The sequence below is a fragment of the Stenotrophomonas nematodicola genome, assembly GCF_009467805.1.
GTDB lineage: Bacteria > Pseudomonadota > Gammaproteobacteria > Xanthomonadales > Xanthomonadaceae > Stenotrophomonas > Stenotrophomonas nematodicola.
On sequence record NZ_WIAY01000004.1, the window covers coordinates 1 to 24,540 of the forward strand.

Here is a 24,540-nt window from a genome sequence, read left to right on the forward strand (position 1 = left end):
GAATGCAGGATCACCTCGTAACTTTCTTGACGCTGCCAGACTGCCATCTGCACCGCACGAATCACCATCTGACGGTCCTGGCGGTGGTGCATCGACCAGCCCACCACTCGCTGATCAAACAGATCCAGAACGATGCACAGATACAGCTTGCTCTGCTGGGTTTTGATCTCGGTAATATCCGTCACCCACTTGGTCTCCGGCTCCAATGCGCTGAAGTCACGCTCCAGCCGGTTACGCACGCCTGGCGGGGTCAACGCAGGCTTGCCTTGCTGGCCTCGGCGCTTCGGTCGTGGCCAGCCCTGCAAGCCGTCAGCTGCCATCAGGCGCGCCACCCGGTTCAGACTCAGGCTATGGCCGGCATCGGCCAGATCTTCCTGCATCCGGCCTGCGCCAAGTGTGCCCCGACCGTCCTCATGCAACGCGCGGATCTGGTCGAGCAAACCCTGATTTTCGAGCTGACCAGCACTGGGCAGGCGCTTGCTCCAATCGTAATAGCCACTGGCCGACACCTTCAGACGGCGGCACATCAGTCGAACCGGAAACTCGTCGCGGCAAAGTTCGATCACCTGATACCTCAGGATGATCCCTTGGCAAAGAACGTCGCCGCTTCTCGCAAAAAATCCCGCTCCTTCTTCACCCGGACTAGTTCGCGCTTCAACTGCGCAAGTTCCTCGTCCCGGGGCGTCCCGGCACCAGCAAATACGACCGGCCCCTGACCCTGCGCCTCACGCTTCCAGCGTGTCAGTAACGTATCCCGGATTCCAAGCTCCCGGGCTACCTAGGCGCAGCTCACACCCGACTGGCTTGCCTGCTCAACCGCACCACGCTTGAACTCGGCGCTGAACTTCCTTCGCTTCGACATGAACACTCCTCATGGCCTGAATCGGCCTTCTTACAAGTGTCCGTGAAAACGGGGGAGAACCCCGGCCAAAAACGGACACGCAGTGACCGTGGTGCCTGTCTACTGCATCCTGGGCAATTCAACTTTGCCTCGGATGATGCCGAATCGCAGAGGCAATATGAAACACTGATCGGGTGCAAATCAACGATAGCAGCTGGGCCCGGCACAGCTCACTTCGACTTGCCGCAACGTTTTGCCGACCCACGCGCCTCCACCAAATCAGCTATGAACTCTAGCACCAACGGGTGAAGGTGAAGGAGGTCTACCTAGGAAGCTGATTCAAGCCTGAGCCTCCAAAGGTCCCCCACCTACTTGTCGGCTACCTATCACTCATCAAAGAGCACCGATCTGCCGGCAAGCATCGAGAAACGGCTTTTTGAGGAAGTTGCATTCAGCGTACGGGCTCTTCTGCACCTGCCGCGCTAGCGTATTCATGAAGTCGGCAGGGTCTCGACCGTCTTCTTTCCACTCGTCAAGCACCTGCATCAGCCAGTATTTGCCGTCGTTCTCCGCGCAGAACTTGGCTTTATAGCGTTCTTCAATCCCGTATGCGTCCTTCCATGTGTCGAGTTCTTCAGCCAATTTCGCAGGGCCGAATTGAATTGTGACGTCGGCAGGCCCCAATTTATCGAAGTCTGCATGCAGCAAAGCAACCTGCAATTCAACGGTGTGGCTGACAGCGGCATACGGATAGAAGGCCTTGCGCCGTCCAACTGCATTGTGTGCGGGGTCTTTGCTCAGCTTGTAGGTGCTATTGCACTCGTGGCAGGCGGGCGCGAGATTGCGAAAGTTGATGGAATTGAATGGATATAGCGCTTTCGGTAGATAGTGGTCGTAGGCTTCGCGTTTACTGTGATTCTCACCCTTGATGTCGCCTATACCGCAGAACGGACACTTCCCTGTTTTGTTGGTGGACACGAAGGCTTGATAGTGATCGTCGATATCACCGATCTTGGCGCGCAGTGCAGCGAGACCCAGAAGCGATTGCGAATACAGTCCCTTGAAGAAGATACCGAGTTGATCTGCAAGGCCTTCGTGATTGACGTCGATGTCGGCGTAACGGGCGAGGCGCGTTGCAGGATCATTGGCACAGACTTTTTCCAGGTCGTTATTGCCCTGATACCACAGCTTGAACTGGTCAATCTCTCTCGGTGAGAGTGATGCGAAAAGATCGTAGATTGCCTTCACATCTTTGTAAAACGCCTTTCCTCGCTCTGCCGCTTTCGCGGAAAAGCCGAACTCGCCCATGACCTCCTTGAGTTCAGGGCTGCCGTCAAATAGGTCCGGATGGAAGACCAAGCCAACCGGTGCTTTGCACCAGACCTCATGAAAAATGAAGTCAATGAACACCTGCATCTTCTCCATCTGATGCGGCACATAGGTATACGAGAACAACATCAGCCCTGCTCCTCTCCATTGTCTGGCTGATCGCCTTCGAGGATGGCCTTAATCAGCAGCACCTTCTCCACCGAATCGCCGAGTTGCTGGTGAATCTCCGTGATCAACGACTCCCTGTCTTCGCCGCCCTGTTCAAAGCGGGCACGCAACGCCTCCAAGACAGCCTGCGCGTGACCGCCGATGGTTTCGCGCTTGCCGAAGGTGTTCATGGTGATCTTGTTGATCGAGGCACCCAGCGTGTTGTAGTTCGGCTTGCTGATGCTGACCTCGCCGTTGGCTTTATCCTTGGCGAACACCAACACTTTGTCCGGCTTGCTATCGGAGATCAGGAAGGGCGTGTGGGTGGTGACCAGCATTTCTTGTCCCGCATCCTCCACATCGGGCAGGCATTGGCGCAGGCGGGTGATGAAGCTGGCGCGCCAGTGGGGGTTGAAGTGGGTCTCCGGCTCATCGAGCAGGAACAGGCTGTTGGTCCTGCGAAACAGCAGGCATAGCCCGAGGCTGTGCAGCATCTGGTACTCGCCGTCCGACAGATCCTTGAGCAGCATCGGCTTTTCTATGCCCTGCTTTGTGAGGTGAAAATTCTTGAAGCGCATGATGCGCTGGTCGGAGGCCAGCGTCGGCACAGTCTCACTGACGTAGTGGCTGGTGGAGCGGTACAAGTCAGCCTTGATGGTGTCGCTGACGCTATACAGGTTGAGCGTCAACAAAACCTGCAAGGCCTGAAACAAGGCCAGTGCCGGGTCTACCGGATCATCGAAGTTGGCACGAAAGGCCTGCTTGGTTGCTTCATTGACCCGGTAGTCCAGAACCAAGGTATCGGTCGCATCATCGTGAAAATGCAGCGTGGCGCAACGCTTGAGCTTCTCAACAATGGCGGTACGTTCAGTGCGCTCATTTGCCTCCAGCCCTTGGAGAAGATAGAGCCTGTAATCGCCAGTCTCCGGGTCAAGATAAACCACGTTGGTATCTTTAAAGCGACCATCCTGTGTCTCAGTGGGCAAAACATACTCACCCGAAGTGAAAGCAGCAACCTGCTGATGGGTGACCGGAATACTGCGGCGCAGGACAATGCGGAACTCCTGTAGCGCCTCGATGCCAACATCTTCGCGGAAGGGCTGGAGAGTGGCTTCATCCTGAAGCAGAAGATTACACAACAGAATAGCTTGGCTGAAGCCACTGTCCAGATAGGCCAGCCGCGTTTCGGGACGGCCGGGATAAGGGAGCTGTCGGGCCAGAGCATTCCAGTACTCATCGAACTGGATGAAACGCATCTTGAAGAACGGCAGGCTGAGAATCTCGTTCTCGCCGGAGGAGTAGCCCAGTACGTACTGCGGCAATAACAGGTCACGCTCTTCATCAGACAATGTGCTGAAAGCAAAACCCCCGATAGGGAATGCTTCGTTGTTCTCCCAGCGCAGCCACGGCGACTTGTCCCTCTCCTTGATCACGACCACGTGGGCGAACTCCGGACTACCGGAAGAACGGTGCTCCTTCGGCAACTTAATCAGGTATTCCAGTTCATAGGCATTGGGATAGCCTTCGTGCTCTTGTATGCCCTCCGGATTGTCATCAGGGTCGTACTGAAAGATGTCGGGCAAGAAATTGCGGCGTACCCGCTGCACCTCCAGCTGAAAGAAGATCGCTGCCAACGCTTCGAACAGGTTGGACTTACCGCTGCCGTTGGGGCCGGCGCACACGAAGGGTGCAAAACCTTCGGGCTGGGCCAGTTCTTCCTGCAAGCTCCACTCAGTGCGGAAGTGATGTTCAAAACCACAGAGCAAGCTACGAAAGCCTGCCGGGTCAGTGATCTTGAGGCGGAGCAGTTTCATGACTGAACAGCCTTGAGTTCGATGCGGTTGCCGACTTTATTTCCCCCCTGCGTCAGGGCGCCAGCCGCCAGCGCCTCGAATACCCATTTTTTGATGTGTTCATAGTCGTTTACGTCAAGCCCAACATCATTGCTCGGGTAGAACTCGGCTAAACGGTTCTTTTGCTCATCAGCGACAGCTTCGTCTTCCACCACAGCCTGCAGCCATTCTGTGAGTTGATCACTCACTGCCACCATAAAATCTTGCACCGAAAATGACGCATCCCCCAGTTGTTGGCGATAGGCTTCCAGCCATTCTGCGATCAGTGCTTTACGGGCCCCGGAATTTTCCAACGCTGCCAGCAGGTTTCCGGTATCGGGCAAATGAATAGCAGGCACGGTCTGCACAACAGGTTCTGGTACGGTGGCTTGATCTCCAAGGGAGACAGGCGCGACAAGCTGGGCGGGAATAGGCACGCGCGACAGATCCAGTTCCCCCTTGAAGGCCTGCTGGCTTAGTGCGCCGTAGAGGGTTTCCAGATCGACGAGGCTTTGTTTGTATCTGGACTTAATACCTTCGATGTTTTCAACAACGACCGCGAATCGGTTTTGCATCTCGAAGGGAGGCTTGATCATCGTGATCTTCTCAAAATCGCCCTTTGTCAGAATCTTCTTCATCCCCTTCGTGGCGTGACTCTGTATATAGCTCCGAGCTAACTTAAACAGACCATACAAGTACAAAGGATTGACATCCTTTCCAGGCTGGATGGCATTGATCTGCTGGTTGAAGGACACTGTTCTATCTGTTAATGCTGCGCGCCCGATTGATTCGACGCTGCCGGCGATGCAGGCCACAAGCAGCGCACCGCTCGTTACTGTTCTTGCCCTTCTCGCACCAATCTGAGAAAGATGCTCGGTAGAAGGTGTTACGAAAAGAGCATCGCCTGTAATGTTGTCTGTCTTGATCCACTCAATGAAATCACTATCGTAATTTGCTGACTCACTTCTAGGAGGCGTATTACCCGTCGAAATCTTGCCGAAAGCCGTCAACGCGGGCTTGTCCCAATCTTTCTCATTTCGTACTGGGTCGCCAAACATCTCCAGAAACATGCTTTTGAGCAGGTCGTCGAGTTGTTGCAGGTGTTGTTTGCGCTGGGCGATCAGTCCTTCCACTTTGCCGAGCAGCTGGGCAATGCGGATTTGGTCGTTGAGAGGCGGTAAAGGAAGCTTGATGTTCTCCAATCCCTTAAACTTCAGAGAGTCTCGTACAGCACCCTCAGTATTAGCCCTAATCTGAGCATTACCCCAGTCACTTTTTAGATAGAGCAGCAAATAGTCAGCGTGAATATCTTTTTTGCCCTCGAAAACGATATACAGCGGACTTACCAGTACTGACCTGTCATGTCGAAGGTAGTCAATCGATCCAACGTTGATGCGTGAAGGGTTGTAAGCAAATTGACCAGGATTGACGAGCTTGTAATTCGAGACATCCTTACTGAAAACTTCTTTACTGAAGTAATCGGTTGATCTTGTGAATCCTTCTGAGTTGGTGACAGAAAACACTTCGACATCAGCTTCAGCCCGATTTCGTTGGCTTACCTGTCGAACGTTTTTTCCCAGCTCAACAATCGGGAAACGGCTTTTCATCCCACCATCTCCTTCAACGCTAGCAATTCGCGCACGATGCCGCTTTGCACCTTGGCCAGTTCCGTCTCATCCACATCCCCCACTTCCGCCTGAATCAGCCGATCCAGAATCACACCCGGCGCGTCGTAGTGCACTTCCTCGAATACGTCCTCCTTGTAGCGCGAGAGTGAGAGGTCGAAGTTGTTTTTCTCGTCCGCAATCTCAGTGCGTGACACCATGAAGCAATTGGTAGTGCGGTCAGCGTCGGCCGCCGCATCGCGGGCGTGGTATTTGGCAATGATGTCTTGCAGGTCGCCATAGCCTTCCTGCTTGGTGCGCTTGTCGTCCAGCGAGTAGCCATCGGCGACCATCTCGTAGAACCAGACATGCTCGGTGGCGGGCTTGGCGACCTTGTCCTTTGCCCCCCAAACCTTGGTGAACAGCAGAATGGCGGTGCTGACCCCAGCGTAGGGTTTGAACACCCCGCTGGGCAGGGTGATGACGGCCTTGAGGTCGCAGCGTTCCACTAGCAGTTGACGCAGCGTCCTGAATGCCCCGCCAGAGCCGAACAGCACGCCCTGCGGCACGATCACGCAGGCAGTGCCGCCCTTCTTGAGCAGGCGATAGATGTTCTCGACAAACAGCAGCTCGGTCTTGGTGGTAGAGAGCTGCAGGTTTTCATTGATGTCGCCCTTGTCGATGCTGCCGGTAAAGGGCGGGTTGGCCAGCACGATGTCGTATTCGGCTTCTTCGTAGTAGCTCTTACTCAGGGTGTCCTGATAGTCGATGTGCGGCTCGTCGATGCCGTGCATCATCAGGTTCATCAGGCCCAGGCGCACCATGGTGGCGTCGATGTCGTAGCCGTACAGGCTTTCCTGCAGGATGGTCTGAGCCTTTTCGGTCAGTGCGGCAGCGACCGAGGTGCGGACAAAGCCGTCTTCATCGGGCTCAAGGTTCTTGGTGCCTGCTTTGATGGCCAACTGGGTGACCACGTACTGGTAGGCACCAAGCAGGAAGCCGCCGGTACCGCAGGCAGGGTCGGCTATCTTGTGGCCTAGCTGTGGCTGTACCAGTTCGGCCATCAGCTTGATGATATGGCGCGGGGTACGGAACTGGCCGTTCTTGCCAGCGGTAGCGATTTCGGCCAGTAGCATTTCATAGACATCGCCCTGGATATCCTGGAAGGCTTGACCATTTTCCCGTGAGTCCTTCTCCATCACCTCGAAGATTTCGTCGATGGTCTTCACCGCCTCCACCAGCAGCGCTGGCTTGGGGATGATGAACACGGCGTTCTTCATGTGGTGGGTGAAATTGGATTCAGCACCGTTCAGGTCTTTCAGGAAGGGGAATACCTTGCCCTGCACATGTTGCAGCATCTCTTCGGCCTGCATGCGCTTGAACTCACTCCAGCGCAGCGTGCGTTTGTCGATGGGACGCTGTTCCGCCACAGGCCAGTTGCGCTCCTCGGGTGGAATCCAAGTGCCTTCAAACTTAGATTGATACGGATCGCTCCAGCCATCTCTTGCGTCGGCCTGGCGCTTCTGATCAAGTTCATCCAGCCGTTTCATGAACAGCAGGTAGGTGATCTGCTCGATGGCGGTGAGCGGGTTGCTGATGCCGCCGCTCCAGAACTTGTTCCAGAGCTGGTCGATCTTGCTTTTGAGTTCGGGATTGTTTTGAAGCATGGTGTGCTCTGCTATTTAGGCAGCCAACCGTTCGGTCAGCTGCAGGATCTCGTTGATTTCCAGTGGGCTGAACACGCCACGGATGCCTTGTGGATGGATGACCGTAAAGGGGGCGGTGATCAGGTCTTTCTTCTCCACCTTTTCGCGCTCGATGATGAAGCCCTTCAGCAGATTGAGGAATTCCATTTGCCGGCTGCTGAGCGTGGTGTGGGCGCGGATGAATTGGTCAAAGGCGGCGCTGACCTCGTCCGGGAAGCTCCTGAGCACCTCAATACCCAGAATGTGGCGGATGAACTGGATGAAGCGCGCCTTGCGGTTCTTGTAGACCTGACGCAGCAGGTCTTCGGTGATGTGCGGGTGTTCTTCGTGTAGCAGTTCGGCCAGCTCTTTGGCCTCTTCACTGCTCACTGCCTCGCCGTTCTTGATCTTTTGTAGCACCGGGTTGTGCGCGGTAAGTTCGGCGATCAGGTTTTCCACCATTTCGCGGTAGCGGGTGATACTGACCGCCTCGTGCTGTGGGCCGAACTCCACCCATTCCTTCTTGTGCAGCTCATCGGCCAGATCGAGGTGGGTTTGCTCCTGGTCGCTGGATTGCTCGCGGAATTTCATCAGCGGGCCGAGCTTGGCGACCAGTTCGTCGAAGGCGTCTTCATCCGCCTTGGCCCAGTAGTGGCTGGTTTGCGCGGCGCGGATCAGGGCCTCTTCCTGCTTGACGAAGCCGACCGAGAGCGGCAATTCGCCGATCTGCTCGACGATGCCTTCCTTGAGGGTGTCGGCCTGTTCCTTCCCCTCGCTCAAAACGGCCAGTGAATATTCCAACAGATCGCGCTCGAAGCGCATGGCCTTGAAATCGGCTTCGGACACGATGCGGAACAGCGGCTTGATTTCTGCGCGCAGGAACTCAAGGCTCTCGTGGCTGAGGCTGATCCAGAGGTTGTCATCGTCCAGCCGCGCCAGCGCGGCGGCGGTTTCCTTGATCACCACCGACTCTTTGGGTAACGCTGCAATCTGCAAGCGGAGCTTGGCGACTTCACGCGTGGCGATGTCGGCATGGCCGCTGTCATTGGCCTTTTCAATCTTGTCGAGGCGCAGGCCCACCAGCCGCACCGGGAGCGGCAACTGCGGTTTAAGCTCCTTGCCCTTGGGGTTAAGCTTGAAGTATTCGAAGTTGTCCCAGCAGTCGAGGATCAGGAACATATCCTTCTCAAGGCACCAGGGCTTGGGCTTGCTGGCTTCCAACAGGCGTGTTCCGCGCCCGACCATCTGCCAGAACTTGGTGTACGAGTAGACCGGCTTGGCGAACACGAGGTTGACGATTTCGCGCACATCGATGCCGGTGTCGAGCATGTCTACGCTGATGGCGATGCGAGGCATGTCGTTGTTGGTGAATTGATCGAGCAGCCCACCTTTGCCGTAGACGCGCGGGTCATCCGACACCAGCACCTTTGCAAGCTCACCGTGGTACTGCGGGTAAAGCTTGTCGAAGATTTCTTCCATGCGCCGGGCATGGGCCTTGGTGGCGCAAAAGAAGATGGTCTTGCCTGGCAGCACGCCGTTAGCGTCCTTGATGGCCTCCTCCATGAATTCGCGGACGATCAGGGTGTTGGTGCCCTTGTTGATCACCTGCTTTTCAAGCTGAGTGCCCTCGAAGTTGATGTCTTCAACTTCCTTGCCCTGAAGGATCAGCTTCTTCTGGTCTTCCAGCGAAATGGTGCGCTTGCTGATGCCCTCCATCTGGAACTTGGTCTGAATCTTCATGACCTGGAAGTTGCAGAGGTAGGGCGGCACGTTGTTCACGGCTTCCTCATAGGTGTAGGCAAACGTGGGAATGCCATCTTCGCAATGAAAAAGCTGGAAGGTGTTGTGGTCGATGATGTCGGTCGGCGTGGCCGTGAGGCCCAGCGTGATGGTCTTGAAGTAGCCCAGCACTTCGCCAAAGGTGTTGTAGATGGAGCGATGGCTTTCATCGACAACGATGAAATCGAAGAAGTGCGGCGACAGGTGCTGTGCCTCGTCCCGGATAATGTTGAGCATCGTCGGGTAGGTGGCAACATACACACGACGATCCGTCGCGATCAGCTTTTCACCCATATTGGGCCAGCGCGGCTCGTTGGGCATGTGCTCCTTGAAGGCGGCCAGTGCCTGTTCACGCAACGCTATACGGTCCACGAGGAACAGCACTTTTTCTGCATGGCCAGCTCGCATCAAGGCATCGACCATGGCGATGCAGGTGCGGGTCTTGCCGGTGCCGGTGGCCATCACCAGCAGGAAATCGCGCTTCTTCTGTTCGATGCCTTCGAGCACCGAGCGTATCGCGCGAATCTGGTAATCACGTCCGGCAATCGAAGTGTTGATGAATTCCTGCGTCAGCGGCTTGCGATTGCGACGAATGTAGACGAAGCGTTCGAGATCGTCGCGGGTGGGAAAGCCAACCACCTTGCGCGGCGGCGCGTTCTCCAGATCCCAGAAATAGAGCTCGTGGCCGTTGGTGTAGAAGCAGAATGGCAGCTCACCGCCCAGCTGCTTCTGGATGTTGTAGCAGTATTGCTTGGCCTGCTCGCGGCCAATCGCGGCATCGCGGCTGGTCTTCTTGGCCTCGATCACTGCCAGGGGTTTGCGGTCTTTGCCGAGCAGGACGTAGTCGCTGAATTGGTGGCCCTCGTAGGGGGGGCGCGGCTCGGCCACGCCCGCTGGCAAGGCGGTGAGGATGTCGAATTCCTCGACGACCTGAGTCGGGTCTTTGACGTTCCAGCCTGATAACGCGAGTTGCTGGTCGATCAAATCGGCTCGTGTCTGTGCCTCGGATTTAGACATGCCGAGCCTCCCTGGCGATGAGGAAGCCTTGGCTACTACCTGCGATCATTTCCTCGGTCTGGAACGCGGGCACATTGCCGCAAGTGTGATTGTCGCGGATGTCGAGGCTGAAAATACTTTTTCTAGTCTTCATTTCTCATCCCCTTGATTGATGCGAAGCCACTTTGCCCCGCGCCCCTTGCCCGTCGATTCGATCAGTCCCTCTGACTTCATCGCCCGCAATACCAGCCGTACCATGTCCCGGCTCACGCCCGGGCAGGCTTCTTCAATCTCGGAAATCGAGAACGGCAGGGTGCGCCCCAGAACTTCCGTTCGCACCCGGTCGCCTTTACTGCCACGGCCACGCTCGATGGTGCCGACACGTTCCTCGAACTCGCGATATGCCCGTAGCAAGGCACCCCAGAAATAGTCGAGCCAGGGTTTGACGTCATGCTGCCCCTGGTGCCAGCCCTGCGAGCTTGCTTCCAGCGTCTCATAATAGCTTTCCTTGGAATCTTCGAAGATGCGTTCCAAGCTGATGTAGCGGCCCACGGCATAATCGAGATGGTAGAGCAGCAGCAAGGTCAGTAAGCGGGACATGCGACCGTTGCCATCCGGGAAAGGGTGGATGCACAGGAAGTCGAGCATCGCCAGCGGCACCAGCACTAACGGGTCGGCTAGGTGCTGATCCAGTGCGGTGGCGTAGCGCCCGGTCAGATCAGCCATGGCCGTCGGCGTGAGATGCGCAGCGACTGGCTGGAAGCGCGGACGCGAAGTGCCATCCCGGTGGCCCTCGATGATGTCGTTATTGGTAGCCTTCCAGCGCCCGCCCGCCTGCGGCATGTAGCGGTACAGCAGGGCGTGTAGTTGCAGCATCACGCCCTCATTGAGGGGCATGTGTGCGAGGGACTCGCGGATCAGTCCCAGGGCATCGCGGTAGCCGGCGATTTCCTGTTCCGAGCGGCTCTTTGGCGTTGCGTTGCGGATGACCAGAGACTTCAGCCGCGAGGGTGCGATGACAATACCTTCCAGCCGGTTGGACGACTCGGTGGACTCCACCACCGCGATTTGGCGCAGGCCCTTGAGGGCTTCGGGCGACCACGCCGCGTAGAGTTGCTGCTTACCCTGATACTCGCCAAGCGCACGCAACGCGGCGGCTTGGGCGCCATCGAAGCGAAGCGCAGCAAGGTACTCGGGTGTGAGCGATTGCATGAAAATGTAAGCCGAAGCTATGCAAATGACGCAAGCATAACCAGTAAATGGGGTATTGTCTCTAAAAATACCCCATTACAAGCATCTGATTACCCTATTTCCTGAACGTAGCCCGGTCGGTGGGGCCGGCATAGCTGATCAGGAAGGAAGGCGACACCAACCTGAATCGCCCAAAATAACGTAGATGGGCACCTCCCCCAACGCGTGTCCGCTATCGGCCACTAGCGGCCCTATCACCACTAACTATGGTGAGCGCGCGTCATAGTTGGTGGGATTTCCCACTAACTATGCTGAGCCGCACAAGGTGCCCGATCTCCCGCCGGCCAATCCTCTCCGCGTAATTCAAACGCTCGATTGAAACACGCGCAACTTCGCCGAACTGGACACGATCAGCCGGTTCCGCCAGACTGCCGCCCTTTCCCGTCGTTCGGCACTCATGGCGAAACTGCTGGTCCTGCATGGCCCCAACCTCAACCTGCTCGGTACCCGCGAGCCGGGGGTGTATGGGCACACCACGCTGGCGCAGATCGACCAGGCCCTGGTGGCCCAGGCGCAGGCCGCCGGGCACGCGCTGGATGCCCTGCAGTCCAATGCCGAGCACGTGCTGGTGGACCGGGTGCAGGCCGCCCGTACCGATGGCACCGCCTTCATCCTGATCAACCCGGCCGCGTTCACGCATACCTCGGTCGCCCTGCGCGATGCGCTGGCGGCGGTGGACGTGCCGTTCATCGAGATCCACCTGTCCAACCCGCATGCCCGCGAGCCGTTCCGCCAGCACAGCTATTTCAGCGACAAGGCGGTCGGGGTGATCTGCGGGTTCGGCGCGGACAGCTATCGCTATGCGATGGATGCGGCGCTGGTGCGGCTGCAGGACGCCGGCGCCTGATGCTGCCGCTGCGCGCTCTTGCCTGTGTTGCGCTGTCAGCCGGCCTGTGCGCCGGTGCCGCCGCCGCCGACCGCGAGGACGAAGGCATCGACTGCGCGCACCCGGTCACCACGATGGAGCACGACCTGTGCGCCTCGGACGTGGCGGCCGCCGCCGACGTCACGCTCAACTCGGTATACGCGCAGGCGCGCCGCCAGCTGCGCACCCCCGAAAACGGCGGCACCTGCAGCTACTGTGGCACCGCCGAGCAGCAACTGGTGGTGGCACAGCGGGCGTGGGTGCAGCTGCGCGACCACGACTGCCAGGCGGTGTACGCGCTCAATTCCGACGGCAGCGCCCGCAACGGTGCGCAGTTGCGCTGCCTGACCACTCACGCGCGCGACCGCACCCGGCAGCTGCGCGACTTCTACGAACTGCTTTGACCCGAGCGCGCCGCGCTTCCCACTCCCTGACATCAAGAACCAAGAGGCCCCTATGGATCTCCGCAAAATCAAAAAGCTGATCGACCTGCTGGAAGAGTCGAACCTCGCCGAAATCGAAATCAAGGAAGGCGAAGAGTCCGTGCGTCTGTCGCGCGCCCCGGTCTCCGGCTACGGCATGGTCCAGGCCCAGCCGCAGATGATGATGGCGCCTGCCCAGGCCCCGGCCCAGCAGGCCGCGCCGGCCATGCCGATGCAGTCGCCCACCGAAGCCTCCACCGGCGGCACCGCCAAGCCGGGCAACGCCCTGCCGGACGGCCACGTGCTGCGCGCGCCGATGGTCGGCACCTTCTACGCCTCCTCGTCCCCGGACAAGCCGGCCTTCGTCACCGTCGGCCAGCAGGTCAAGGCCGGCGAAACGCTGGCCATCATCGAAGCGATGAAGATGTTCAACCCGATCGAGGCCGATGTCTCCGGCACCATCGTCGCCATCCTGGGCGAAAACGGCCAGCCGGTCGAATTCGACCAGCCGCTGTTCGTGATCGGCTAAGGATCCGTCCATGCTCGACAAAGTCGTTATTGCCAACCGAGGGGAAATCGCGCTGCGCATCCTGCGCGCGTGCCACACCCTGGGCATCCGCACGGTGGCCGTGCATTCCACGGTCGACCGCAATCTCAAGCACGTGGCGATGGCCGACGAGTCGGTCTGCATCGGTCCGGCGCCGTCCTCGGAGAGCTACCTCAACATTCCGGCCCTGATCGCCGCGGCGGAAGTCACCGATGCCCAGGCCATCCACCCGGGCTACGGCTTCCTGTCGGAGAACGCCGACTTTGCCGAGCGCGTGGAAGAGTCCGGTTTCATTTTCATCGGCCCCAAGGCCGACACCATCCGCCTGATGGGCGACAAGGTCGAAGCGATCCGCGCGATGAAGGCCGCCGGCGTGCCGTGCGTGCCCGGTTCGGGCGGCCCGCTGGGCGACGACATCGTGGCCAACACCAAGATTGCCCGTGAGATCGGCTACCCGGTCATCATCAAGGCTGCCGGTGGCGGTGGCGGTCGCGGCATGCGCGTGGTGCATGCCGAGGCCTCGTTGAAGGCCGCCATCGAGACCACCAAGTCTGAAGCCAAGGCCGCTTTCAGCAACGACCAGGTGTACATGGAGAAGTTCCTGGAGAATCCGCGCCACGTGGAGATCCAGGTGCTGGCCGATGGCCAGGGCAACGCCATCCACCTCGGCGAGCGCGACTGCTCGATGCAGCGCCGCCACCAGAAGGTGGTGGAAGAAGCACCGGCACCGGGCATCACCGCTGAACTTCGCGAGCAGATCGGCAAGGTCTGCGTGGAAGCCTGCATCCGTATCGGCTACCGCGGCGCGGGCACCTTCGAGTTCCTGTACGAAGACGGCCGTTTCTACTTCATCGAAATGAACACCCGCGTGCAGGTGGAACATCCGGTGACGGAGATGGTGACCGGCATCGACCTGGTCTGCGAGCAGCTGCGCATCGCCGCCGGCCAGAAGCTGAGCATCAAGCAGAGCGACGTGGTGCTGACCGGCCACGCGATCGAGTGCCGCATCAACGCCGAAGACGCCGAAACCTTCGTGCCGAGCCCGGGCCAGATCACCGCCTTCCATCCGCCGGGTGGCCCCGGCGTGCGCGTGGATACCCACATCTACAGTGGCTACCGCGTGCCGCCGAACTACGACTCGATGATCGGCAAGCTGATCGTGCACGGCCCGGATCGCGAGACCGCGATCGCGCGCATGCGCGTGGCGCTGAGCGAACTGGTCGTGGACGGCATCAAGACCAACGTCGCGCTGCAGCAGCGCATCATGCGCGACAAGGGCTTCCAGGCCGGTGGCCAGAACATCCACTATCTGGAAAAGCGCCTGGCCGAACGCAAGAACAAGTCGATCGCGTTGACCTGATCGACGGCGTCATGCAACACCACAGAAAGGCGGGGATCTCCCCGCCTTTTTGTTTGCCTGGTCTCCGGGCCGCCGCCACAGCGCGGCGTGCGCCGTCGCCTTGCAGGCATCGTCGGCGGCCTGCCCTGGCCTCTGCCTCGGCCTTCTCCAGTGCAGCGCGCAGACGGGTCTGCATATCGGCCGGGTCCATGCGGTTGAACGTCCGGCAAAGTTCCCCGCCCAGAACACCGCAGCCACCCCCGCAGGCGGCGCGTTGATGCGTCAGATACCCGAGCGCCGCGGGAGAACGTCGCGTCGGGACACGGTGGCGACGAACATGGCGATCGCCTCGGCAGCGGCATCCGGGCGCGCCTGCAGCAGCAGGTGCGGTCCCTCCAGCCAGACGGTGTCCTGCGCCGGCAGCAGCGCGGACAGGTGGCGCTGGCAGCGTGACGGCAGCAGGCGGTCATCAACGGCATGCAGGCACAGCGCTGGTATGCGCAGTGCAGCGGCGCAGGCGCCGACATCGACCCCCAGCGCGGCCACCGCGCGCGTGCGCAGCACATCGGCCTGGACGCGGGACAGGGCAGCCCGCAGCGCTTCGCGCAGCGCGGCACTGCTCCAGCGCCCCAGCAGCAGCCAGGACAGCGCGCCCATCGGGAGCGTGCGTACCGGTGCCCAGTACAGAAGCGATTGCAGACGACGCCACGCATACCAGGGCGAGCGCGCGAACGTCGTGGAAAGAACCAGGCCGCGCAGACGCGCCGGATGGGCAGCGGCGAGCCTCAGGGCCAACGGGCCGGAGAACGACTCGCCGAGCAGCACATAGTCCTCGTCCCGGGGCAGAGCCGCCTGCACGATATCGGCCAGTACGTCGTAGCCCACCGCGCGATCCACCGGATAGGCGATCACCGTGGTGTCGATGCCGTGCCGCTGCATCGCAGCGGTGAACGCGCCGTGCTGGGTACCGGTGGCATCCAGGCCCGGCAGCACCACCAGGCGCGCGTGTACACGCTGGGCGCCCTGGCGTGGCGCGCCCTCGCCCTCAGACATCAACGGCTGCGGTCTGCGGCCGTGATCTGGGTGTTCCTGACCGGTTCCACGCCCAACGAGGAGGTCGGGTCCATGATCACCATCGTTTCGGTGGAGCCGTCCGGCCACACCACCTGGAAGGTGCTGCCGGCCGGCAGCGACGCGAACGGCATGCCGCTCTGCGCGCGGTACACCGCGGCCACCTGGCTGGCACCGGCGCGACGCACGTCGGCGTCGGCCTTCACCGAGGTCAACTGCACCTTGGACAGGCTCCGGTATCGATCATCGTAGGTATCGATCATCACCAGGCCCACTGCGCCAGCCGAGTAGGCGACAAACAACACCACCCAGAACCAGAACTTGGCGCCATGCAGGAATCGACGGTAGTTCATCGCCCTTTCCTCTGCTTGATCAGCTGTTCCACCAACGCTTTCATTTTCCCCGCACCTTGCCGCGATACCGCGGCGTCATACACGAAAGTGGCAAAGTCCTGCCCACCGTCCTGCGAACAAATCCCTCCGTTCGCGCAGAAATTGTTCATCAACACACTGTCCGGCCCGCACGCCATGCCCAGCTCGCAGGCTGCCAGGCGCCAGGCCAGTTCGCTGAACTGGTCCCCGGCCACCAGGCCCTGCAGCGCCGCGTCGCCGCTGGCACGTTGGCCCATGCCCGAGGCCAGGGCCATGTAGGCTTCCGGGTCGCGCGAATCGAGCACCCGTTCGACCAGCCCGCGCCGATAGCCCGGCGAATCATCCAGCGCCTTGCCTTCGGAGAACAGCGAGGCTTCGGCAGCCAGGTTGCCGGCCTTGGCCGCCCGCATGCGCTGGGCAAGAATCAGCTGGCGCCCGAGATTGTCGCTGCTGACAAAGCCCGTGCAGCGGCGTGCCACGCGTTCGCGCGCCTGCACCATGCCGACAGAGGCCTTCATGCCCAGCCCCGACAGCACGGTGTTGTCCAGCTGGTAACCGCCGGGGTCCATCGCATACAGCGCGCAGTAGTCGTACACCCGGCTGACCATCCATGCCGCCTCGGCGTTGCCGTTGGCGGCCTGCAGCTGCAGGCGCTGGGCGTAGGCGTACAGATCGGTATCGCCTTCGATGTCGGCGCGGATGTCCAGCGGCAGCCCGGAGGCGATCGCGTTGCCGCGTTCGTTCACCAGCAAGCGGCGCGCCAGCTGCCGCGCTTCGACAGGGATCGACGGCGACGCCGATGCGGACGCATCGATCATGTCCGCGCCGGGACGGTCGGCATGCCGCACCCGATCGCCCGCGCGATAGCCCACCACCCCGAGCAGCGCCAGGGCAGGCACGACCAGCAGCCAGGTTTTCAGGGTAGGAACAAGCGCCATGAACGAACGCCGGGACTGCCAGTGGCCGACAACGGAATGCCCAGTTTAGCAAGCGCATTGGCGGCTGTCTGAACCGGCACCCGGCCAGCATCTCAGCCACTCGGGAGACGATGTCGCGATCGGCACGCCGGGACCGCCCGCGCGCAATGGTCTAGCATGCACGGTTTTCCGCAGGCCTCGCCCCCATGCCCTTCCTGGAACTCACCCTCCGCTGCACCGAAACCACGCAGCCCCGCTATGAGAATGCGCTGGACGACGTCGGTGCGCTGGCGGTGACCCTGCTCGATGCCGACGCCGACACCAGCAACGAGCAGGCCATCCTGGAACCCGGCGTGGGCGAGACCCCGCTGTGGAACGACCTGGTGCTGACCGCGCTGTTCCCGGCCGATACCAACGCGCTGGCCCTGCTGGCCGCGCTGGATGCGTTCGACCCGGGTCTGGACTGGGGCAACGCCAGCTTCCGTGCGGTCCAGGACGAAGACTGGGAACGCGCCTGGCTGGACCAGTTCCAGCCGATGGCGTTCGGCGAGCGCACCTGGATCGTGCCCTGGAACCATGACCTGCCCGAGGCCGCGCAGGCCGACGACGCGGCCGTGGTGCGGCTGGACCCGGGCCTGGCCTTCGGCTCGGGCACCCACCCGACCACCGCGCTGTGCCTGCGTTGGCTCGACGGTCTGGCCGCCGAGGGCGCGCTGGATGGCCAGACCGTGCTCGACTTCGGCTGCGGCTCGGGGATCCTGGCGCTGGCCGCACTGAAACTCGGCGCCGCCCGCGCCGTGGGCGTGGACAACGATCCGCAGGCCGTGATCGCCACCGGCGACAACGCCGAGCGCAACGGCCTCCAGGACCGCATCGCGGTGTACCTGCCGGCCGACGAACCGCCGGCCACCTACCCGGTGGTGGTGGCCAACATTCTGGCCTCGGCACTGGACGCCCTGGCCGAGGTGCTGGCTGCGCGCGTCGCGCCCGGTGGCCGCATTGCGCTGTCGGGCATCCTGCACGGCCAGGAAGGCGAACTGCTGGAGCGTTACGCGCCGTGGTTCGAGGCGCTGGAAGTGGCCCAGGACGAGGACTGGATGCGCATCACCGGCACCCGCCGTGCTTGAATAAGGCGTCCTTCGCCCGGTCCCGCGCCCATGTCCGAGCCCACGCAGCCTCCGCGACGTCCGCTTGCCACCTTCCTGCGCCCTGCGCAGGACGCCGCGCCCGTGGACGACGGCCTTCCGCCGGCGCCGGCTGATGGTCGTGCCGATGACGACACCGCCGCCAGCACCGGCGACACGCCGTGGGGCGACGCATTGCCGCAGATCGCGATAGCGCCCGCCGAGGTCGATGCGGAGACCGACGCGGAGCCCGTTGTTGAGGCCGATGCGACACCGGCTGACGACGCGCTGACGGCCGGTGCGAGCGCCGACGATGCGCCGCTCGCCACCGCACCGAGCTTCCTGCAGGCGCCCCGTGCGCGCCTGCGTACGCCGCGCTGGCAATGGGGCCTGGTCGCCGGCCTTGGTGTGCTGCTGCTGTTGCAGATCGCGGTGGCCGACCGCGCCCGGTTGGCCGCCGATGCCGGTACGCGCCCGTGGATCGCCGGCCTGTGCAGCGTGCTGCGCTGTACGTTGCCGGCGTGGCGCGAACCGGCAGCGTTCAGCATGATCAGCCGCGATGTCCGCCCTGTACCCGGACAACCGGGTGCGCTGCAGGTGCAGGCCAGCTTCCGTAACGATGCGCGCTGGGCACAGGCATGGCCTGCGCTGCGTCTGTCGCTGTCCGATGCCGATGGCCGCCTGATCGGCACCGGCGAGTTCGCGCCGGCCGACTACCTGGGTGCCGCCAACGCCAGCGGCCATGTGCTGGAGCCGGGACAGAGCGCGCGCATCGCCTTCCGTGTCCGCGAGCCTGCGGCATCGACCGTCGCATTCACATTCGAGTTCCTGTGACCCTGCCGTTCGTCCGGTTCGGCGTGGCAGCCTGCGGGCGCACACGGTAGACTGGCCCCATCATCATTCCGCCGAGGGCTGTTGTCCGCCCCGGCTCCTGCATCGGGATCCTCCTTGAACGCTGTCCTTCCTCGTCCTGACACCAGTCGTGGCGCTCCCAAGCCACCGCTGCGCGAACATGTAGCCCAGTCGGTGAGGCGGTACCTGCGGGACCTGGATGGCTGTGATGCCGACGATGTCTACGAGATCGTCCTGCGTGAAATGGAGATTCCGCTGTTCGTGGAGGTGCTCAACCACTGCGAAGGCAACCAGAGCCGCGCCGCTGCGATGCTGGGCATCCACCGCGCCACACTGCGCAAGAAGCTCAAGGAATACGGCATCACCACCTGAGCCGGTGCCGATCCGTCTCTCGCGGCGGATACCGACCCGTGGTTGGTACGCGGATCAACCGCTCCAGAAGTACCGCACCAGGTGGAAGAACACCGGCGCGGCGAAGCACACCGAATCCAGCCGGTCGAGCATGCCGCCGTGGCCCTCGATCATGTGGCCCCAGTCCTTGATGCCGCGGTCGCGTTTGATCGCCGACATCACCAGGCCGCCCCAGAAGCCCATCAGGTTGACCACCAGCGACATGCCGAACGCCTGCCACGGCGTGAACGGGGTCAGCCAGCACAGTGCCGCGCCCAGCGCGCTGGCCGACAGTACCCCGCCGATGAACCCCTCCACGGTCTTGGACGGCGACAGCTTCGGCGCGATCAACCGCCGCCCGATCAGCTTGCCCCACACGTACTGCAGCACATCCGAGGACTGCACCACGATCACCAGGAAGGCGAACAGCAGCAGGTTGCGCGCCGGTTCCACACCGGCCAGGCGCAGGTTCAGCAGCGCCGGCACGTGGGAAATGCAGAACACGCAGATCATCAGGCCCCACTGCACCTTGGACGTGCGCTCCAGGTAGTCGGTGGTGTCGCCACCGATGGTGGCCAGGATCGGCAGGAACAGGAACGCATAGACCGGGATCAGCAGCGTGTACAGGCCGTACCAGTCGGTCCACACCAGCCAGTACTGCCAGGGCAGCACGATGTAGAACGCCGCCAGCAGCGCGTAGTAGTCGCCGGCCCGAGTCGGCGTAAGGGTGATGAACTCGCGCAGGGCGAACAGCGACACCACCGCGAACAGCACCACCACGCCGGTACGCCCGAAGAAGAACGCCAGCGCCACCACGGCGGCCATCACCCACCAGGCGCGGATGCGCGAGACCAGGTTGGCCAGCACCGGGCTGGGCGCATGCCGCGCACGCCAGCGCAGGGTCTCGGCGATCACCGTGGCCACCACCAGCACGGCGGCGATGCCGGCAAACAGCAGCCGGGTCTGCGCGTGCGTGGACAGCTGGGCCACGTCGGTGGACAACACCTGGAACACGGTCATGCGCGGTGCCTGCGTGGCTGCGGGTCCAACGCGAGCAGCGACAGCCGGGCCCGCTCCAGGAAGCGGTCCTTGTCTTCGTCGGCCTTCAGCCGCAGCGGTTCGCCGAACGTAGTGGTGCACAGCAGCGGCAACGGCAGCCAGCGGCCCTTGGGCATCACCCGCTTGAGGTTGTCGATCCACACCGGCACGAACTCCAGCTCCGGGCGTTGCCGCGCCAGATGGTAGATGCCGCTCTTGAACGGCAGCACGCCCTCGTCGGTGTTGCGGGTACCCTCGGGGAACAGGATCAGCGAGTTGCCCTCGTCCACCGCCTGGCACAGACAGGCGATGGGGTCGTGCTCGCGCTTGGCCGCATCGCGCTCGATCAGCACGCCGTTGAACACGGCATGGATCAGGTAGCGGCGCAGGGCATCGCGCTGCCAGTAGTCGGCCGCGGCCACCGGCCGCACCTGGCGGCGAAGCGTGATCGGCAGCGCCGACCAGATCAGCACGAAGTCACCGTGACTGGCGTGGTTGCCGTAGTACACGCGGTGGTCGCTCGACGGCGCACAGCCCTGCCACAACGCCCGCGCGCCGGTCAGCGTGCGGATCGCGCCACTGCAGCCGCGGGCGATCAGGTCGGCGATCACCACGGCACCCACCGGCACAGGTGTGCCGCCAGCAGCAGCACCGCCTGCGCGCCGAGCGCGAGCAGCTGCCAGCGCATCAGCCGGCGCATGCCCTGCCAGCGTGCCTGCCAGCCGCGGCTGGTCGCCGACGCGTCACGCAGGCCCAGCTTCTGCAGGACATCGTCGATCACACCGGGGGCGGCATCCGGATGGCAGGCCTGCATGGCCTCCAGCAGCGCCGCATCGAAACCGACGCGGGCGGCGTAATACGCCTGCACCCCCGCAGCCAGCAGCGAGGCCAGCGCCAGTGTCATGGCCACCAGGCCAGGGGACGACACGCTTGCCAGCAGCAGCGCGGCGGCAGCCAGCAGGGTGGATATCACCGCCGCCAGGCGTGCCTGGCGCAGTACGGCGGTCATCACCCGCAGTTGGAACAGCATGCTCATGCATTCACCTGTGTCTGCCCATTGGCGGCGCCCTCGCGCACCGCCTGTTCAATCGCCCGGCGGTGGCGTGCGTGCAGCACGATCCGCGGGCAGTCCTGTGCCAGCAGGGTGATGGCGGCATCGGCGCTGGCGGTATGGCCGCTGCGGCACAGCCACGTGGCCACGGCAGCGGCGCTGCGCGAATAGCCCAGTGCGCAGCACACCAGCACCTCGCCGCGCCGGCGGCCATGCGCAATCGCATCGGCGGCCTGACGCAGCGCGGCCGGCGATGGCGTGGCCAGATCGAGCATCGGCACGCTGCGGTAATGCCGCACCCGCGTGCGGAACGGCAGCTCGGCGCACACATCCACCACGGTTGCCACCGTCAGCGTGGCATCGGCGTCCGGCAGCCGGCCCAGCCACACCCCGTCGATCACCAGCTGTGGCTGCGGCGCGCGTCGTGTCCACCAGCGCGCATTGAGCCAGGCGGCACCCAGGTACGGCGCCAGCAGCCAGGTCGCGGCCATGCTCAGCCGCCCGTCCTCCTGCTTCTGGAACACGGCGATCCCCAGGCCGGCGTACGCCAGCGCCACCAGCAGCAGCGACAGGGCCGGCCACGCCAGCCACATCGCCCACCCGCCCACGGCCCACGCCAGGGCCGCACAGCCGGCGCTGCCGGCCAGGTACAGCACGGCCAGCCGCCAGCGCGTGGGCTCGCGTGCCCACTGCCAGTGCCGCAGCGGTGACGACCCCTGCAGCGGCCACAGCCACACGCACAGCCAGCCCACCGCCACGCCGGTGGGCACGTCGATGAAGTGATGCTGCCAGGTGGTCAGCACCGACAGCCCGATCAATGCGAACCAGACATGCAGCGCGGTCCGCCACAGACCGTGCAGGTGCTGCTGGAAGCGAACCCACAGCACCACCAGCAGCACGATGTGCAGCGACGGCGCCTGGTTGAACGGCTTGTCAAAGCCCAGCAGCACATCGAACAACCAGCCGAACACGCCACCGGTGTCGGGCCGCTCCAGGCTGAAGCGCAGGGGCCACAGCAGGAAGCACGCCACCGACAGCAGCTGCGCGGTCAGCAGCCGGCGCGCGTGCGCGTCCAGCTCGGCGCGCTGGGTGCAGACGAAGAAGGACGCCACGTAGAACAGGTCGATGGACCAGTAGGGCACGATGGTCCAGGCCTGGAACGGAATGCGCGCTTCCCAGTCGAACACGATCGACGGCACGAACGGCAGGCGCGCGGCCATCGCATTGGCGAAGCCATAGCTGAGGAAGAAGAACGGCCCCAGCAGGGCCAGCCACAGCAGCGCGCGCCGCCAGGGACGCCCGCCCTCAGTCATGGCCCACCCGGCGCGCCAGCGACACGGTGAAGATGCCGAAGCGGTCGATGCGCTGGGTGACCTTCTCGAATCCGGCCAGGCGCACCAGTTCGTCCATCTCCTGCTGGGTGCGGCGGCGCATCACCCAGGCCGCGCCTGCACGGTGGCTGGTCAGCGCGCGGGCGATGAACTCCAGTTGCGGGTGCCACGGCTGACCGGTGTACACGAGGTAGCCGCCCTCGCGCATGGCGGCAGCGATGCCCTGCAGCGAGCGCGCCACCGCGTCGTTGTCGGCGAACAGTTCATACAGGCCCGACACGATCGACAGCGTCGGCGTGTCCGGCAGCGCGGCCAGCGCATCGGCATCGAAGGCATCGCCCTGCTCGAAGCGGGCGATGTCGGCCGCGCCGAACGCCTCGATCAGCGCGCGGCCTTCAACCACGTTTCGCTCGCTGAAATCGCGCAGCAGGATCGCATCGGCGCGCTGTTCGCCCTGGGCCAGTGCATCCAGATCATAGCGCCCGTGGCCGGCGGCCACGTCGAGCACGCGCACCGGCCGGCCTTCGCCACGCAGGCGCAGCGCCGCCAGCTGCAGCAGCTCGCGCACGTGGGTGCGGCGCACGCGGATGCCGCGCCAGCCGATGGCGTCGAGGTAGTTGCGATCCACGAACCGGCCCAGCGGACCGCGCCCGCGTGCCTGGTCGCGGTAGATGTAGTCCAGCGTGCTGCCCGAATCGAAGCCGGTCTCCAGGCCCAGCGCGATGCCCTCGGACAGGCGCCCGCCAACGCGCAGGCCGGCGCGGGTGAAGCGCCAGTACAGATCCTTCAGGCTGTTGCGCTGCGGGGGCCACGCCAGCACCTCGGCCTCATCGAAGGTGGGGCCGTGGCGATGCGCGTTGCGCAGGCTGGGCCGTACCAGCGGCGCGGCGAAGCGCTCGCCGATGAAGCGGCGGATGGCGGCCACGGCCGGGGCGCGGTCGCGCTCGCCGAGGGTGTCATGGAAGAAGCCGGGCAGCAGGTGGCGCTCTTTGATCGGTGAACGCAGGCGCTCGTAGAAGCGGTCCTGCGGCGCGCGATGGACCACGAAATCCGCGCCCGAAACCAGCAGCTGGGTCGGCACGGTGATTGCCTGTGCGTCGCCGACCACGCGGTCGGCCGCTTCGTAGAGCCCCAGCAGCACGCGCACCGAAATCGGCCGGGTGATCAGCGGGTCGGTGCGGTAGCTGGCCACCCGTTCCGGGTCGTGGGTGAGCCACTGCGGCTTGACGTAACTGTTGACGAAGAAGTTGCCGCGCAGTTTCTGCATCAGCGCCAGCCCGGGGCGCGCGAACGGCACGTACAGCTTCACCTTGAATGCCGGCGAGGCGAGCACCAGCGCACGCAGCGGCGGCGCATAGTCGTGAACCCAGGTCGCGGCGACGACCGCGCCCACGCTCTGGGCGATGATGGCGATGTCTTCCACGGCGATGCCGTGATGGTCGTGCAGGTGCGCGATGAAGCTGTCCAGGTCACGCACCAGCGCGTCGAAGCCGGGCGCATCGCCGCGTGCACCAGGCGACTGGCCGTTGCCGCGGGCATCCCAGGCGAACACGTCCATCCCGGGCAGGTCCAGCTCGTCCACCAGGTGCGCCACGCGCCCGGAATGCTCGTGCCCGCGATGCAGCAGCACCAGCGCGCGCCGGGGTGAGGCCGGAGTCGGGTCGGTGGCGGGCCAATGCCGGTAGAACAGCGGCTGTGCATCGAAACTGTGGAACTGCAGGTGTTGCTGTGCGCGCATGCATCACTCCGTTGTGCATC

The 24,540-nt window shown here is 62.9% G+C and carries 21 protein-coding genes and 1 pseudogene; 7 read left to right on the top strand and 15 right to left on the bottom strand.

The genetic code is table 11. The features are described from left to right. The 7 genes and pseudogenes from GDJ08_RS12885 to GDJ08_RS12915 form a co-directional block, all read right to left on the bottom strand. A pseudogene (locus tag GDJ08_RS12885) lies at positions 1-862 on the bottom strand (IS3 family transposase); the annotation flags it as partial. A 372-nt stretch (positions 863-1,234) separates the two neighbouring features. Continuing rightward, a complete protein-coding gene (locus GDJ08_RS12890) occupies positions 1,235-2,299 on the bottom strand; it encodes an HNH endonuclease (protein WP_153165019.1) in 1,065 nt (354 codons plus the stop codon). Continuing rightward, the gene (locus tag GDJ08_RS12895) at positions 2,299-4,131 is read right to left on the bottom strand and encodes a restriction system-associated AAA family ATPase (protein WP_153165020.1); all 1,833 of its coding nucleotides are present in this window, start codon (positions 4,129-4,131) and stop codon (positions 2,299-2,301) included. Before GDJ08_RS12895 ends, GDJ08_RS12890 begins: the two co-directional genes overlap by 1 nt. After that, the gene (locus GDJ08_RS12900; RefSeq protein WP_165699811.1) at positions 4,128-5,756 is read right to left on the bottom strand and encodes a restriction endonuclease subunit S; all 1,629 of its coding nucleotides are present in this window, start codon (positions 5,754-5,756) and stop codon (positions 4,128-4,130) included. Before GDJ08_RS12900 ends, GDJ08_RS12895 begins: the two co-directional genes overlap by 4 nt. Beyond that, on the bottom strand, positions 5,753-7,420 hold the full coding sequence (locus GDJ08_RS12905; RefSeq protein WP_153165021.1) for a type I restriction-modification system subunit M: 1,668 nt from the start codon (positions 7,418-7,420) through the stop codon (positions 5,753-5,755). The genes GDJ08_RS12900 and GDJ08_RS12905 overlap by 4 nt, the downstream gene beginning before the upstream one ends. 15 nt (positions 7,421-7,435) lie before the next feature. After that, a complete protein-coding gene (locus tag GDJ08_RS12910; protein WP_153165022.1) occupies positions 7,436-10,234 on the bottom strand; it encodes a DEAD/DEAH box helicase family protein in 2,799 nt (932 codons plus the stop codon). Positions 10,235-10,363: 129 nt separating this feature from the next. Next, positions 10,364-11,425, bottom strand: a complete 1,062-nt coding sequence (locus GDJ08_RS12915) for a Fic family protein (RefSeq protein ID WP_153165023.1) — start codon at positions 11,423-11,425, stop codon at positions 10,364-10,366. Positions 11,426-11,861: 436 nt separating this feature from the next. On the opposite strand from GDJ08_RS12915, the gene aroQ reads away from it, so the two are divergent. From aroQ to accC, 4 genes are read left to right on the top strand one after another with little or no spacing between them, the layout of a single operon-like run. Further along, positions 11,862-12,311, top strand: a complete 450-nt coding sequence (aroQ, locus tag GDJ08_RS12920) for a type II 3-dehydroquinate dehydratase (protein ID WP_153165024.1) — start codon at positions 11,862-11,864, stop codon at positions 12,309-12,311. Next, positions 12,311-12,733, top strand: coding sequence for a lysozyme inhibitor LprI family protein (locus GDJ08_RS12925; RefSeq protein ID WP_017356885.1), 423 nt, complete (start codon positions 12,311-12,313; stop codon positions 12,731-12,733). Before aroQ ends, GDJ08_RS12925 begins: the two co-directional genes overlap by 1 nt. A 52-nt stretch (positions 12,734-12,785) precedes the next feature. Next, positions 12,786-13,280: an acetyl-CoA carboxylase biotin carboxyl carrier protein gene (gene accB / locus GDJ08_RS12930; RefSeq protein ID WP_017356886.1), complete on the top strand. Its 495-nt coding sequence runs from the start codon at positions 12,786-12,788 to the stop codon at positions 13,278-13,280. 10 nt (positions 13,281-13,290) lie between these two features. Further along, positions 13,291-14,658 (top strand): acetyl-CoA carboxylase biotin carboxylase subunit, encoded by a 1,368-nt coding sequence (gene accC, locus GDJ08_RS12935; protein ID WP_017356887.1) that lies wholly within the window; start codon positions 13,291-13,293, stop codon positions 14,656-14,658. 261 nt (positions 14,659-14,919) lie between these two features. Here accC and GDJ08_RS12940 read toward each other — a convergent pair whose 3' ends face one another. From GDJ08_RS12940 to GDJ08_RS12950, 3 genes are read right to left on the bottom strand one after another with little or no spacing between them, the layout of a single operon-like run. Then, positions 14,920-15,690 (bottom strand): alpha/beta fold hydrolase, encoded by a 771-nt coding sequence (locus tag GDJ08_RS12940; RefSeq protein WP_153165025.1) that lies wholly within the window; start codon positions 15,688-15,690, stop codon positions 14,920-14,922. Continuing rightward, a complete protein-coding gene (locus GDJ08_RS12945) occupies positions 15,690-16,061 on the bottom strand; it encodes a hypothetical protein (RefSeq protein ID WP_017356889.1) in 372 nt (123 codons plus the stop codon). Before GDJ08_RS12945 ends, GDJ08_RS12940 begins: the two co-directional genes overlap by 1 nt. Continuing rightward, positions 16,058-17,017, bottom strand: a complete 960-nt coding sequence (locus tag GDJ08_RS12950) for a hypothetical protein (RefSeq protein WP_136004549.1) — start codon at positions 17,015-17,017, stop codon at positions 16,058-16,060. The genes GDJ08_RS12945 and GDJ08_RS12950 overlap by 4 nt, the downstream gene beginning before the upstream one ends. Before the next feature lie 185 nt (positions 17,018-17,202). On the opposite strand from GDJ08_RS12950, the gene prmA reads away from it, so the two are divergent. The 3 genes from prmA to fis all read left to right on the top strand — a co-directional run bounded on the left by prmA (position 17,203) and on the right by fis (position 19,344). Then, complete coding sequence (prmA, locus tag GDJ08_RS12955) at positions 17,203-18,123, top strand: 50S ribosomal protein L11 methyltransferase (protein WP_153165026.1); 921 nt, start codon at positions 17,203-17,205, stop codon at positions 18,121-18,123. A gap of 30 nt (positions 18,124-18,153) precedes the next feature. After that, positions 18,154-18,954: a DUF3426 domain-containing protein gene (locus tag GDJ08_RS12960; RefSeq protein ID WP_153165027.1), complete on the top strand. Its 801-nt coding sequence runs from the start codon at positions 18,154-18,156 to the stop codon at positions 18,952-18,954. A gap of 114 nt (positions 18,955-19,068) precedes the next feature. Further along, positions 19,069-19,344, top strand: coding sequence for a DNA-binding transcriptional regulator Fis (gene fis, locus GDJ08_RS12965; protein ID WP_026071038.1), 276 nt, complete (start codon positions 19,069-19,071; stop codon positions 19,342-19,344). Between the two features lie 54 nt (positions 19,345-19,398). On the opposite strand, the gene GDJ08_RS12970 is transcribed toward fis, so the two are convergent. The 5 genes from GDJ08_RS12970 to GDJ08_RS12990 are packed head-to-tail and all read right to left on the bottom strand — an operon-like array spanning position 19,399 to position 24,520. Next, the gene (locus GDJ08_RS12970; protein WP_017357620.1) at positions 19,399-20,382 is read right to left on the bottom strand and encodes a phosphatidate cytidylyltransferase; all 984 of its coding nucleotides are present in this window, start codon (positions 20,380-20,382) and stop codon (positions 19,399-19,401) included. Beyond that, on the bottom strand, positions 20,379-21,011 hold the full coding sequence (locus tag GDJ08_RS12975) for a lysophospholipid acyltransferase family protein (protein WP_026071037.1): 633 nt from the start codon (positions 21,009-21,011) through the stop codon (positions 20,379-20,381). Before GDJ08_RS12975 ends, GDJ08_RS12970 begins: the two co-directional genes overlap by 4 nt. Continuing rightward, positions 21,008-21,436 carry a hypothetical protein gene (locus tag GDJ08_RS12980; RefSeq protein WP_153165028.1) on the bottom strand — a complete coding sequence of 143 codons (429 nt, stop codon included), beginning with the start codon at positions 21,434-21,436 and terminating at the stop codon, positions 21,008-21,010. The genes GDJ08_RS12975 and GDJ08_RS12980 overlap by 4 nt, the downstream gene beginning before the upstream one ends. Beyond that, entirely contained in the window at positions 21,433-22,764 is a 1,332-nt protein-coding gene (locus tag GDJ08_RS12985; protein WP_153165029.1) for a phosphatase PAP2/dual specificity phosphatase family protein, read from the bottom strand. The genes GDJ08_RS12980 and GDJ08_RS12985 overlap by 4 nt, the downstream gene beginning before the upstream one ends. After that, positions 22,757-24,520 (bottom strand): bifunctional alpha/beta hydrolase/class I SAM-dependent methyltransferase, encoded by a 1,764-nt coding sequence (locus GDJ08_RS12990; protein ID WP_153165030.1) that lies wholly within the window; start codon positions 24,518-24,520, stop codon positions 22,757-22,759. Before GDJ08_RS12990 ends, GDJ08_RS12985 begins: the two co-directional genes overlap by 8 nt. Positions 24,521-24,540: the final 20 nt, after the last annotated feature.

Bases quoted from the DNA above. Each gene is read 5' to 3' on its own strand.
- GDJ08_RS12890 (WP_153165019.1), bottom strand. From the start codon at position 2,299: ATGTTGTTCTCGTATACCTATGTGCCGCATCAGATGGAGAAGATGCAG.
- GDJ08_RS12895 (WP_153165020.1), bottom strand. From the start codon at position 4,131: ATGAAACTGCTCCGCCTCAAGATCACTGACCCGGCAGGCTTTCGTAGC.
- GDJ08_RS12900 (WP_165699811.1), bottom strand. From the start codon at position 5,756: ATGAAAAGCCGTTTCCCGATTGTTGAGCTGGGAAAAAACGTTCGACAG.
- GDJ08_RS12905 (WP_153165021.1), bottom strand. From the start codon at position 7,420: ATGCTTCAAAACAATCCCGAACTCAAAAGCAAGATCGACCAGCTCTGG.
- GDJ08_RS12910 (WP_153165022.1), bottom strand. From the start codon at position 10,234: ATGTCTAAATCCGAGGCACAGACACGAGCCGATTTGATCGACCAGCAA.
- GDJ08_RS12915 (WP_153165023.1), bottom strand. From the start codon at position 11,425: ATGCAATCGCTCACACCCGAGTACCTTGCTGCGCTTCGCTTCGATGGC.
- aroQ (WP_153165024.1), top strand. From the start codon at position 11,862: ATGGCGAAACTGCTGGTCCTGCATGGCCCCAACCTCAACCTGCTCGGT.
- GDJ08_RS12925 (WP_017356885.1), top strand. From the start codon at position 12,311: ATGCTGCCGCTGCGCGCTCTTGCCTGTGTTGCGCTGTCAGCCGGCCTG.
- accB (WP_017356886.1), top strand. From the start codon at position 12,786: ATGGATCTCCGCAAAATCAAAAAGCTGATCGACCTGCTGGAAGAGTCG.
- accC (WP_017356887.1), top strand. From the start codon at position 13,291: ATGCTCGACAAAGTCGTTATTGCCAACCGAGGGGAAATCGCGCTGCGC.
- GDJ08_RS12940 (WP_153165025.1), bottom strand. From the start codon at position 15,690: ATGTCTGAGGGCGAGGGCGCGCCACGCCAGGGCGCCCAGCGTGTACAC.
- GDJ08_RS12945 (WP_017356889.1), bottom strand. From the start codon at position 16,061: ATGAACTACCGTCGATTCCTGCATGGCGCCAAGTTCTGGTTCTGGGTG.
- GDJ08_RS12950 (WP_136004549.1), bottom strand. From the start codon at position 17,017: ATGGCGCTTGTTCCTACCCTGAAAACCTGGCTGCTGGTCGTGCCTGCC.
- prmA (WP_153165026.1), top strand. From the start codon at position 17,203: ATGCCCTTCCTGGAACTCACCCTCCGCTGCACCGAAACCACGCAGCCC.
- GDJ08_RS12960 (WP_153165027.1), top strand. From the start codon at position 18,154: ATGTCCGAGCCCACGCAGCCTCCGCGACGTCCGCTTGCCACCTTCCTG.
- GDJ08_RS12970 (WP_017357620.1), bottom strand. From the start codon at position 20,382: ATGACCGTGTTCCAGGTGTTGTCCACCGACGTGGCCCAGCTGTCCACG.
- GDJ08_RS12980 (WP_153165028.1), bottom strand. From the start codon at position 21,436: ATGAGCATGCTGTTCCAACTGCGGGTGATGACCGCCGTACTGCGCCAG.
- GDJ08_RS12985 (WP_153165029.1), bottom strand. From the start codon at position 22,764: ATGACTGAGGGCGGGCGTCCCTGGCGGCGCGCGCTGCTGTGGCTGGCC.
- GDJ08_RS12990 (WP_153165030.1), bottom strand. From the start codon at position 24,520: ATGCGCGCACAGCAACACCTGCAGTTCCACAGTTTCGATGCACAGCCG.